This is a genomic window from Aquirufa ecclesiirivi (assembly GCF_011250515.1).
Taxonomy (GTDB): Bacteria; Bacteroidota; Bacteroidia; order Cytophagales; family Spirosomataceae; genus Aquirufa; species Aquirufa ecclesiirivi.
The window spans coordinates 228,810-240,606 of the sequence record NZ_JAANOP010000003.1; the positions used below are offsets into that span (position 1 = coordinate 228,810).

General features: G+C 38.0%; 9 protein-coding genes. 2 read left to right on the plus strand and 7 right to left on the minus strand.

The genetic code is table 11. The annotated features are described in order from the left end of the window. Nucleotides 1-10: 10 nt before the first annotated feature. The 3 genes from G9H65_RS06240 to G9H65_RS06250 form a co-directional block, all read right to left on the minus strand. Nucleotides 11-841 carry a phytoene/squalene synthase family protein gene (locus tag G9H65_RS06240; protein ID WP_166374487.1) on the minus strand — a complete coding sequence of 277 codons (831 nt, stop codon included), beginning with the start codon at nt 839-841 and terminating at the stop codon, nt 11-13. Nucleotide 842: 1 nt separating this feature from the next. Beyond that, nucleotides 843-2,318 (minus strand): phytoene desaturase family protein, encoded by a 1,476-nt coding sequence (locus G9H65_RS06245; RefSeq protein WP_166374488.1) that lies wholly within the window; start codon nt 2,316-2,318, stop codon nt 843-845. 137 nt (nt 2,319-2,455) lie between these two features. Beyond that, entirely contained in the window at nt 2,456-2,959 is a 504-nt protein-coding gene (locus tag G9H65_RS06250) for an RNA polymerase sigma factor (protein WP_166374489.1), read from the minus strand. A 196-nt stretch (nt 2,960-3,155) separates the two neighbouring features. Here G9H65_RS06250 and G9H65_RS06255 point away from each other — a divergent pair, with 196 nt between their 5' ends. Continuing rightward, nucleotides 3,156-5,489 (plus strand): TonB-dependent receptor, encoded by a 2,334-nt coding sequence (locus tag G9H65_RS06255; RefSeq protein ID WP_166374490.1) that lies wholly within the window; start codon nt 3,156-3,158, stop codon nt 5,487-5,489. Here the strand turns inward: G9H65_RS06255 and G9H65_RS06260 are convergent, their stop codons facing one another. Genes G9H65_RS06260 through G9H65_RS06270 form a run of 3 tightly spaced genes read right to left on the minus strand, consistent with a single transcriptional unit; the run spans nt 5,490 to nt 9,500 of the window. Continuing rightward, nucleotides 5,490-6,896 carry a murein hydrolase activator EnvC family protein gene (locus tag G9H65_RS06260; protein WP_166374491.1) on the minus strand — a complete coding sequence of 469 codons (1,407 nt, stop codon included), beginning with the start codon at nt 6,894-6,896 and terminating at the stop codon, nt 5,490-5,492. Nucleotides 6,897-6,907: 11 nt separating this feature from the next. Continuing rightward, the gene (locus tag G9H65_RS06265) at nt 6,908-7,753 is read right to left on the minus strand and encodes a DUF4292 domain-containing protein (RefSeq protein ID WP_166374492.1); all 846 of its coding nucleotides are present in this window, start codon (nt 7,751-7,753) and stop codon (nt 6,908-6,910) included. 28 nt (nt 7,754-7,781) lie between these two features. Then, nucleotides 7,782-9,500: a tetratricopeptide repeat protein gene (locus G9H65_RS06270; RefSeq protein ID WP_166374493.1), complete on the minus strand. Its 1,719-nt coding sequence runs from the start codon at nt 9,498-9,500 to the stop codon at nt 7,782-7,784. 104 nt (nt 9,501-9,604) lie between these two features. Here G9H65_RS06270 and G9H65_RS06275 point away from each other — a divergent pair, with 104 nt between their 5' ends. Further along, nucleotides 9,605-10,717: an amidohydrolase family protein gene (locus tag G9H65_RS06275; RefSeq protein ID WP_394367189.1), complete on the plus strand. Its 1,113-nt coding sequence runs from the start codon at nt 9,605-9,607 to the stop codon at nt 10,715-10,717. On the opposite strand, the gene G9H65_RS06280 is transcribed toward G9H65_RS06275, so the two are convergent. Beyond that, nucleotides 10,718-11,797, minus strand: a complete 1,080-nt coding sequence (locus tag G9H65_RS06280; protein WP_166374495.1) for a hypothetical protein — start codon at nt 11,795-11,797, stop codon at nt 10,718-10,720. It abuts the gene before it with no gap.

Genomic DNA, 11,797 nt, shown 5'->3' on the forward strand with positions numbered 1-11,797 from the left:
TTGATTCAAATTACACTAATCCACATTTCATTTTAATAAATATCCATAGTTTCTCTCCATCAGGAACTCGGACACGTTCTTCCTTTATTTGTTGAAGTGGAGCTTGCTTAATTCTTTCAAATAAGCGCGTATAATATAAATATGCCAATAGAACGCCATTTTTGGCTTCTTGGGGTAAACGATTGATTCCACGCAATCCTGCATCAAAGTCCAGTTGAATATCAGCCTCTATGTCCTTTTTATCTTTTTCTGTCATCGTCAAATAATCAATTCCCGGGAAATATACCCTCCCTCTCTCATCAAAATCCGATTTAATATCTCGCAAAAAATTGATTTTCTGAAAAGTGGAACCCAAGGCACAAGCGTCCGATCTCAAGGCAGTGTATTTCGATTTATCTCCTTGACAAAAAACATGCAAGCACATTAATCCTACTACCTCCGCTGAACCATATATGTATCGTTTATATCCCATTTCATCATACTGAGTTTCAAACAAATCAAGCTCCATAGAATATAAAAATGCATCCACTAATTCCTGCTCCATTCCAAATTCATGATAAACACGCTGAAATGACTCTAAGATAGGATTCAAACTTATTTTTTCTTCTAATGCCCAATAGGTATCTTTTTTGAATCGCTCAAACAAAACTTTTTTATCATGGTCATGAAAAGTATCTACAATTTCATCGGCCAAACGAACAAATCCATAAATCGCATAAATCGGATCATGAAACCGACTAGACAAGGTCTTGATTCCAGATGAAAAGGAAGTAGAATAGGCATTGGTCAACAATTTAGAACAAGCCAAAGAAACACGCTGATATAAGTCTATTTGGGTCATGCTATTTTCTTAGGGATTTATCTACTTCATTGGCAACCACCAATCCAGAAATTAAGGAAGGAGGAACACCGGGGCCTGGAACAGTCAACTGGCCCGTATAATATAAATTATCTAGCTTTTTATTTTTCAAGCTAGGTTTTAATATAGCCGTTTGGAATAAGGTATTGGCTAATCCATAGGCATTTCCCTTAAATGCATGGTAGTCCGACATAAAATCTTGGTGGGCATAAGAACGCTTATACACAATAAAATCTCGAATATTTTCTCCGCAATAAGCTTCCAAACGGTCCATTAATTGAAGGAAATACTTTTCTCTGTGCGCTTCGGTATCTTCTAAATTAGGGGCAACAGGAATTAACAAAAAGAGATTTTCACATCCTTCCGGTGCCACAGATGGATCCGTCACCGAAGGGGCACTGGCATAAAACAAAGGATCAGAAGGCCAAGCTGGATCGGTATAAATTTCGTGTGAATGGACTGAAAAGTCTCGATCAAAAAATAAATTATGATGTTTTAGTTTCGGTAATCGCTTGGAAATGCCTAAGTAAAACAACAAAGACGAAGGAGCCATCACTCGCTTATCCCAATACTCTTCAGTATAGTTCCTGAAATCATCTCCTAATAATTGTTCCACCCAATGGTAATCCGCACTGGCTACCACCATATCAGCTTCAATTAAACCCTTAGCTGTTTTAACTGCTCTAACATGTTTATTAACAATCTCAAAACCTGTCACTTCCGAATTGTAAGTGAACTTTACTTGCTTTTCCTCGGCTAAAGCCACCATGCCGTTCACGATTTGGTGCATTCCTCCCATGGGATACCAAGTACCCATAGTAATCTCAGCAAAATTCATCAAGCTATACATAGCAGGCGTATTTTGAGATATAGCACCTAAAAATAAAATAGGGAATTCCATCAATTTCAAAATGGTTCCCGATTTAAAAAACTTACGGATATGTTTGTAGAAGGAAGAAAAAACATCCATACGGATGGCATCTACCAGCAGTTTTACACTTAAAAATTCAGTGATTTTCACCGATGGACGCCATACAAAATCCTGAATACCCACTCGGTACTTATAGGCTGCTTGGTGCAAAAACTTGTCCAATTGCTCGGAAGCCCCTACCTCATACGATTCAAAAAGCGCTTTAATTCCCTCCAATTCGGCCGGAACATCAATGACTTCTGAATCAGATAATATGACAGAATAGGAAGGATCAAGTCGCTTCAACTCATAATAATCTGAAGGTTTTTTTCCAAATTTTCCAAAATAGGTTTCAAAAATATCTGGCATCCAATACCAGCTTGGTCCCATATCAAATACAAATCCTCCCTCCCTAAATACGCGAGCTCTTCCACCCGGTTCTGCGTTTTTTTCTAATACCTGTACCTCGTATCCTCGGTCAGCTAAAGCTGTAGCTGCTGATATACCAGAAAAGCCTGCGCCGATCACTATTATCTTTTTCTTTTTCATTCTATTCAAATAATTGAACCTAAACAAATATAAACATCTTTTGAAAACAGCTATGCTGCGTAAAAGAAAAAGCCAGACAAAATCTGACTTTTTACTTATTTCTTCTGTTAACCAAAAAACTAATCAATTGTGAAATTCTATGCGTACATGTGCAATTTTTTCTTTAACTCCTTACGTGCAATATGAATTCGATTTTTAACCGTTCCAATGGGCAAATCCAATTCCTCGGAAATTTCATGGTATTTAAACCCTCTGAAATACATTAAAAACGGTAATCGATACATCTCGTCTGTTTGATTTAAAGCTTTTTCTAAATCTTCACGGACAAACTCAGATAATGCTTCGTTTGTTTGTAAAGATTCTTGTGAGTTGATGAAGTGTAAATTCTCAGTGGTGTCGATAAAAGTATTTCTTCGAACCATTCGTTGGTACTGTGTGATGAACGTGTTTTTCATGATGGTAAACAACCAAGCTTTTAGATTGGTCCCTTCTGCATACTTTTCACGGTTTGAATATGCCTTCACCAAGGTGTCCTGCACCAAGTCGTTAGCATCATCCAAGTCTTTTGTTAAACGTAGTGCAAAGGGTTTCAAAAACTTAGAAAAGCTTCCAACCTGATACGTAAATTCAAGAGCTGTCACAAACGTTGTGTTTGTTTTGTTTAACAAATTTATAAAAAGATTAAACAAAACAAATTTTTATTTAAAAAAATTATCGCTGTATCTCTCGAACTTGTCGTCCCAAAAAGCTCAATCATCGGTTATCTACCCCCTAAATTGGGCTAAAAAATAAAATGAGTGTATATTTAAACCCCCATCTGAAAAAGATGGCCTTCGCATGAATTTAAAATCTCGAGTATTATTTTTCTTTCTGTTTCTACTTTTCCACGAATCATATTCGCAGAAAAGCTGTTTTTGTACCCTCCAAGGAAAAGTCTCTTCCATTGAAAATCGCGAAAAAATCAAAGGGGCCTATGTCCATTTAAAAGGTACTAATTTTGCTGTTCAAACAGATTCTCTAGGTTATTTTTCCATCAAAAAAATCTGCCCTGGTACTTATACTTTAGTTTGTGAAATGAGTAGCTATGACCCGGTTGAAATCAAGGTCAATCTCAGTAATCAACACGAAGAAAACATTGCACTTCATATACATGACGAACACCTACAAGAAGTAGTAGTAAGTGCCAAAAGAAATGAAACTAGCGCCCAAATGCGTGGCTCATTAAGTTCAGAAGAAAGAAAAGAAAGAGATGGTTTAAATTTGGGTGAAATGCTAAAAGGCATTTCAGGCGTTCAAAGCTTACAAACTGGAAGTACTATTTCCAAACCCGTCATACATGGAATGCACTCCAGTCGAGTAATTATACTTAATCAAGGGGTTCGACAAGAAGGTCAAAACTGGGGAAGTGAACATGCTCCTGAGGTAGACCCATTTGTCAGCAAAAACATTCAAGTCATTAAAGGTCCCGCTGGTTTGCGCTATGGTGGAGATGCCATTGGTGGTATAGTTATGCTAGAACCTAATGCACTCCCAGATACCAGTGGCCTAAAAGGTGAAATACAAAGTATATACTTCACCAATGGCCGTCAATGGGTAGGCTCAGGTAGCCTAGAAGGAGGCATTGCAGGAGCAAAAGGTTGGGGTTGGCGCGTTCAAGGAACTCTCAAAAACGGAGGAAATATTCATTCAGCCAACTATTATTTGGCCAATACTGGTGTACAAGAACAAAATTTTTCTGGTCAGATTGGCTATAAAACGCGGAAATTGGGCGCAGACTTATTCTATAGTCGGTTCCATACCGTACTAGGCATCTTTCTAGGTTCCCATATCGGCAACGTAAGAGATTTAGAAAGGTCCATCGAAATGGCCAGACCTCTGGAACAATTTACCCCAACTGAATTTATTCGAAACATCGATCGACCAAACCAAGATGTTATCCATGATTTGTTGAAGTTTAAAAGTTTTTACCAAGTTTCCTCCAATTATGCTTTGCGTTTCACCTTGGCTCATCAAACAGATGAACGTTTGGAGTTGGATGTATTACGGGCTGGAAAAAACATCAATACCTTAAGTTTTCAGTTAAGCACTTGGAATGGAGAACTTCTATTGGACGGAACAAATTCCAGTCAATTATGGAAAGGCCAATTTGGTTTAACCTTCTCGCTTCAAGATAATATTACCTCAGGAAATCGAGTAAACTCGCCTACCTTAACGACTAGTTTGCTACCTAATTACGAACAAAATAACCTAGGCATATTTGCTATTGAAAGAATGGTCAAAGAAAAATGGGAATTGGAATTAGGACTTCGATTGGACCAAAAACAAATTGTCACACATCGACCTATCAAAAATTATTCGTTTATCGTAGACCGTGATACACAAAACTTTACGGGCCTATCTGGAAGCGCAGGTATCAAATACCACTGGTCAGACAATTTAGAAAGCCACTTCATTTTAGCTAGAGCTTTTAGAGCTCCAGGAGCCAATGAATTATTCTCCAATGGTGTTCACCATGGGGCAGCAGCTTATGAAATTGGTCAACCCAATTTAAAAGGTGAAACTGCCACCAACCTAAGCCTTAGCACAGAATATACATTAGAAAAGTGGAACATCGAATTAGGTATGTACAGTAACCATATCCAAGATTTCATTTATTTACGACCCATGGTGAATGATGGGCAAGCTGTCTATATTGTGACACTACGTGGCATATTCCCAGGGTTTACCTATGAACAAATCAATGCTCGATTCAACGGATTAGATGGTCAAATTTCGTATCATATAACTCCCAATTTTTCCTTGCAACAAAAAACAAGCTTGGTCAGAGCTTTCAATATTAAAAATCAAGAATACATGGTCAATATTCCAGCAGACCGATTTGAATATTTGATCCGATATCAATTCAATAATAACAAACAATATATCAGCGCTGGGCTTACTCAAGTGTCCAAGCAAAGTCGCGTAGAACCTGGTTCTGACTATACCGTACCTCCAGCTGCTTATCAATTAATACAACTTAATTGGGGCTACCAATTTAACAAACTGGATGTAGGAATACGCATTACGAATGCCCTCAATGAGTCGTACCGAGATTATTTAAATAGATTTCGCTATTATACAGATGACCAAGGAAGGAACATCCAATTACGAGTGGCTTACAAATTCAGTTAATTACCTTCTTAACCATTGCTCTGGATTCTGGCGAATGGTATTTTTCCAAACTTGAAAATTTATTTCTGCGGTACCGTCATCATCAGATGCCACACTTCCTATTCGCTGGCCCGTACGAACACGTTGCCCCGTGGAAACCGAAACATTGTCCAACTTACTGTATACGGTGAAGTAATCGCCATGTTGAATGGCCACCACCATATTGATTCCAGGTATATTGACAACTGACTGGACAATTCCCTCATAGACAGAATGTACAGGAGAACCAGGAGCTGTTTGAATATCAATTCCATTATTATTGATCATTACCCCCTTCAATATCGGATGCTTATGTACTCCAAAATGATCTGAAATAAAGCCTGAAGGAACAGGAAATGGCATTTTACCGCGTAAAGCCCCAAATGAACTCGCCAATTTGGCCTCCTCGGCATTCATATAATAAATATTCTTCTCTAAGGGCTCTGATTTAGCTACTTCTACTTTCTCAGGTACTTTTGCCTTAGCGACTTCCTTTTTATCTTCCGCAGATTCAATTCTTGTATCTGATTTAGTATCCTCTTTACCTGACTTTTCACTAAGTTTCGGCAAAGTACCATCTCCCTTCAACGTAGGTAAAGATGGTTTATTAACTTCCAACTTTCTAGCTTGCTGAGCTAAACGCAAGCGCCGCTCTCTTTCCTGACTTTTTTGAATTTCTCTCGCGACTATACCCGCAATCAAATTATCCAATTTACGAATAGCCAGCTTCTTTCGCTCCAATTCAATGCGCAACTTCTTTTCTTGCTGCGTTAGGACAGTAACGACTTTATCCTCTTTGGTTTTCAGGACTTCCAAGGTCTTCTTCTCCTTTTCCTTCTCTACCAACACCTTTTTCTCTTCTGTTTTCTTAAAAATGACTTGCTGCTCTTTGGACATTAAATCCTGACGAGTTTGAAATATCTTGTGCGCCTGGGCTTTTCGGTTGCTTGTAAATTGACGCAAATAATCAAAGCGACGTGTAAATTCACCCAGGTTTGAGGACAGCAATAAAAAACTAAGCTTATTATATACCGTAGATGTCTTTTGCGCCTCAAATAACATTTGGGCATACATCCGCTTTAACTTCTTCAATTTGGCAGCAAGGATGTCACTTTCTTGACGGAGCTTGTTAGCTTCTAGTGCCAATAGCTTTTGATTTTCGCTCAAAATGCCAATTTGCTTTTTCTGAACACCAATCTGCTCTTTTAAGACATTCAACTTCCCTAGGGATGCTATTTTCTTCTTTGAAGTACGTGAAATGATGCTGTTTAGTTCTTTAATTTTAGCTAAATTCTCCTTCTTTTGACGCTCCAATTGCTCTCTTTTATCCACTTGGGCAACCATGGAAAAAGCCAGCATTAAACAGAATAGAAAAGCGATGTATTTCAAGGTTTTAGAATTTATTTGTTGAGGTATTTAGCAGGAACTTTAAAAGGAAATTCTAAAGGACTATCTAACAATTCAACTTTAGAATACTTGATACTAATGAGTGTTTTCACCACTTTATTGTCCTTGTCCTTCACATCTAGCGTAATTTGACTAGAAAAAGGAAATAAAAACTGGTTTATCGTCGCAAAATCTTCATAATCCAACGTCAATTTATTTTCTGTAGGGCCATCATTGACCAGCAATTTTTTTAGCTTTCTATTGGGTCCCACATAATTATCAATTTGAATGCGACCTTCATCTTGCTTCAAAATATAATTTTCATTTTCCCGAATTACCCTGGAATTATTCTTCTTGAATGGTTGATTTCCCACAATTAAAGATTGTAAGATTTCATAGTTTATTTTAAAACCCATTTTGGTACTTAAACTATCGTAAGTCAAGTTAAAATACTCATTATTGATTTTATGAAAAAACTGAACTCGATCTTTAGAAAAAATTCCTGTGGCTCCAGTGATCATGGATACCGAAATGTTCATCCAAATTAGACTGTCTTTTTTCATCCGAATATCCACCGTATAGGTATCTGAATTGGAATTTGTCTTCCAGAGAACCTTTGACTTTGCCTTTATGTAATTGAAGTTCAAATCTTCAGTATGAACTTTGGGTTCCTCCACTATCGGTTGAACTTCTTCCACTGCTGGCTTAATTTCGATTAATGTGGTTGTATCCTTGGCTATGATGGTATCAATTACCGCTACCGTTTCCACCGATGGAGTCCCAATCTTTTTCCCACAGGATTGAAAAAGAATGAATAAAACAACAAGTAAAATATTTTTCCCGTGGCTTAAATGCGGCATGTGATTTTTTTTACAACACAAAATTATCTCAATTTTCGATAATTTGCCTCTTCTCTATCTTTTTAAATAAATTTGGACTAGCTCCATCTAAACTTTTTGCCTTTTCCCAAGCCTTCATCGCTTCCTCCAACTTACCTAAGCGAAACAAGATATCTCCATAATGTTCCCAAACCGTTGAGCTATTTTGCTTCTCATCCTTCAGTGCTAATTCCAGGTATTGCAAAGCTTTCGTATACTCCTTTTGCTGATACAAAACCCAAGCATATGTATCCAAATAAGTTCCGTTTTTGGGAAATTTATCTGTTAATACTTTAGCCATTTTTGCAGCTTTGTCTAGCTTTTCCTTTCTTAATGATAAATAATAGCTGTAATTATTTAGTACATGTTCTTCCTCTGAATTTTTAGCCAACACCTTTTCGAAACTCATATCAGAATCCCGATAATTTCCCAAGGCATGATAGGCATCTCCCATCAAGGCAAATAATTGTATATACCAAGTATCTTTCTCCTGTACATAAGGAATAGCAGACTCAAAAGAAGCTAGTGCTTCTTTGCTCTTTCCCTGCATATATTGGGCAAAGCCCATTTGAAACCACAAAAAACCTTGATTGGGATAAGCTTCTAAAGCTTCTTTTGAATGGACTAAGACACTATCTAGAGCATTCATCTCAAAGTCCAATTGAATAATTCTAGTCCAAACCTCAAACTTTCCTCCCCCATTTCTTGCCGCTTTGATATAAGCTTTTTGACCTTCTTGAAACTTGGAAATACTCATCCATAAATCTCCTTGCATGGCCACAAATCGAGGCTCTTTGGGAAAAGCAGCTACAGCCCTTTGTAGAAAAGCATAAGCTTTGTCCCAGTCTCCTTGACCAGACATTAATTCAAAGGTTTGTAAGGTTACTTGACTGAACAGTTCAATGTGCATATCAGAATCAGCTAAACAGCGCTCTAAATAGGAAAGCGATGCTGCAAAATTCTTTTCATGAACCTGTACATTGGCATTCAATAAAGCTACTTGTCCATCATTGGGAAAATCCACCGACAACTGTTCCAATGCAATTTTGGCACCTTTCCATGTACTTAAATGCCACCAATATTCCATTTGCTCCCAAGCAAATAAGGGCTCTTCAGGGTTATTGGCTACAAAGTTAACCCCTTCCTGAATTGCTTCTTCCCACTGCTCATTCTTCAAATAAATGTATTGCTTAGTTCGTATGATTTCTGGAAAATCCCCAATCCATGGCTCGGCAGATTTCAATGCCTTCAAGGCCTCGTCACCTTGGTTATTCCATAGGTAAGCCTGAGCCAGTCGAAGGTTCACATCAGGTTGCATGGAGTCATACTGTATCAATTTTAAAAAGCAGGCAATGGCTTCTTTGGACTTTCTCTCTTGCAATAATAAATCGCCATACATCAATCCATAATCCAAGGAGTAGGGAGAAAGCTCATTGGCCTTTTGCGCAAACTTTAAAGCATTGATGGATTTACCTTGTGCTAGATAACATTTGGCCAAATAAAATGAAATAGACGCTTCTTGTGGCATTTCTGCCAAAAGTTGTTCCCATACTAAAATGGCCTCATCATAATCCTCTTTTAAATAATGGCGCATACCTTCCGCCATCCACTCCTCTGCTCGAGCAGGAGAAAAAGCGGTGCTTTCCTTCTTGGCTTTTTTCCCATTTTCCTGTGCAAACAGTGAAAAGGATAGTAAGCCAACTAAAAGTATTGAATAGAGGTATTTCATAAAAGTTCGAATATACCGAAATACCCCGAATCCTTTTCAAAATTTTGCATGAAATGCGCTGTAATTGAGCAGAATTGAATAGATTCGTTAAAATAATGAATCAAATGAAATACCTATTGTTCTGCACATTCCTATTTAGTAGCTCTTTGTTGGCTCAAGAAAAAACCATGAGTTTTGAAGAATATGACCCTGTTTCTACATTAAAAGTTCCAGAGCATCACATCAAACAAGCTAAATATCCCTTCATTGATATTCACAATCACCAATTCAACATGCCTAATCAAGATTTGGCTTATCTATTAAAACAAATGGATAGCCTGAATATGAAGGTCATGGTAAATCTAAGTGGAAAAGGTTCACAACGAGGTGCGGATATAGCTGCAGGAACAGCCTATCTAGCTCAATCTGCTCGAGCAGGCTTAGAAAAAACCAATAACCGTGTCGTGGTTTTTACCAATTTAAGTTTTGCCAATATTGATAGCCCTGAATGGACTGCCAAAACCGTAGCTGCCCTAGAGGCAGAAGTGAAAGCAGGTGCTATGGGTTTGAAAATTTATAAGGATCTCGGTTTAGAAGTGAAAGATTCCAAAGGAAATAGACTATCCACCAATGATCCTAGATTGGATCCCGTTTGGGCAAAATGTGGGGAATTGAATATCCCCGTTTTAATTCATACCGGTGAGCCTATTTCATTCTTTGATGTTCATGATAAAACCAATGAGCGTTGGTTAGAATTAAAACAATTTCCAGGCAGAGCAAGACCTTCCTCTAAATACCCTTCCTGGCAGGTTGTGATGGATGAACTGACCGACATCATCCGCAAGCACCCAAAAACGAAATTCATTGCGGCCCACCTCGCTTGGAGAGGTAATGATCTAGCAGAATTAGGACAATTATTGGATACTTATCCCAACATGTATACAGAAATAGGAGCGGTTATTCATGAATTAGGAAGACAACCGAAAAATGCCCGAAAATTCATGATTCAATACCAAGATCGGGTGTTATTTGGAAAAGATATTTGGAATACATCCGAATATTATACCTATTTCAGATTATTGGAAACGGAAGACGAATATTTCCCTTATTACCGCAAAAGACATGCATTTTGGCGTATTTATGGCCTAGGATTACCCGATGAGGTATTGAAAAAAGTGTATTATAAAAATGCTTTGCACTTACTTCCTAAACTAGACAAAAGTCAGTTTCCAAAATAATTAAGGCAGCTTGCTGAGTACTTGATTGAATTCGTTCAACCAAATTTGAGCACCACGCAAGTTCCAATGTGAATCAGATCGGTAAAAATTCATAGAAGCTTGTTGTTTCAATGAAAAACTGGGATCCATGATGTTGACCTGCCTTTGAGGATGCTGCATGATTCTTTGAATGGCAAAATTTGGGGCTTTAGTTTCCGTTTCTAGGACGGCTACTGGATTGGGGATCAGAGAAAAAATCACTTGGTCGTATCCATGCAAGAGATAATAGGATTCTATTGCTTGAATCTGACTTACCTTCCTATTAATTTCTTCCTGCTTAATAAGCCTGAATGACGATCCTCTTTTTTGAGGATTAAGTGTTTCTTCCAAATAAAGAAATTGACCATCATGAGAAACTTGCACATCTGGATTTGTTCTACCTAAAGCCTTCCACGTGAAATCCGCTTTAAGCTCTTTGATCCATCCTAATAAACCCACATTGAACAAGACAAAATCCAAATTAGATTCCAATGTTGGATGATATAGGGCACGCTTAACTCCTGCATCAAATCGATCCAATTGATTGATGAGGATTTGCTTGGTTGATTTATCAACAGGCAACGATTTTTCTTGTTGGACATCGAGACGTAACCTAGCATCAGCCAGATTCATTCGGTCCCACATGTTTCGTTCTACACATTCGATTAACAATACTTTTTTCCGTGTGGATTTCGCAGGAATCAGGTGCCTCAGGCTATCTGACCATCGATACATCTGTACAGAATTCACCCGATTGAAATAAGCAGGATGCACTTGAAAGGAGCTGTATAAATAACTGTCACCTAGAATTGTTAAGTCATAATCCCTTAGAATAGTATCGGTTTTTTGGGGTAAAGGCAATAAATGGGTGTCCTTTGCTATGCGAAAATCCGACAAATAGGAAATCCCATATAAATCTCCGAAACGGTATTTATCTGCCCCCCAAGCATCATTTCGAGCATATCGTCCTTGCGTAATCCAATGCATACCTATTTCCGAACTACTGATCATAAGTACAGCGGAACAGAAAATCAATATAAAAAGGGCAATTAGTCGACGCAT

Bases quoted from the DNA above. Each gene is read 5' to 3' on its own strand.
- G9H65_RS06275 (WP_394367189.1), top strand. From the start codon at position 9,605: ATGAAATACCTATTGTTCTGCACATTCCTATTTAGTAGCTCTTTGTTG.
- G9H65_RS06255 (WP_166374490.1), top strand. From the start codon at position 3,156: ATGAATTTAAAATCTCGAGTATTATTTTTCTTTCTGTTTCTACTTTTC.
- G9H65_RS06270 (WP_166374493.1), bottom strand. From the start codon at position 9,500: ATGAAATACCTCTATTCAATACTTTTAGTTGGCTTACTATCCTTTTCA.
- G9H65_RS06245 (WP_166374488.1), bottom strand. From the start codon at position 2,318: ATGAAAAAGAAAAAGATAATAGTGATCGGCGCAGGCTTTTCTGGTATA.
- G9H65_RS06240 (WP_166374487.1), bottom strand. From the start codon at position 841: ATGACCCAAATAGACTTATATCAGCGTGTTTCTTTGGCTTGTTCTAAA.
- G9H65_RS06265 (WP_166374492.1), bottom strand. From the start codon at position 7,753: ATGCCGCATTTAAGCCACGGGAAAAATATTTTACTTGTTGTTTTATTC.
- G9H65_RS06280 (WP_166374495.1), bottom strand. From the start codon at position 11,797: ATGCGTCGACTAATTGCCCTTTTTATATTGATTTTCTGTTCCGCTGTA.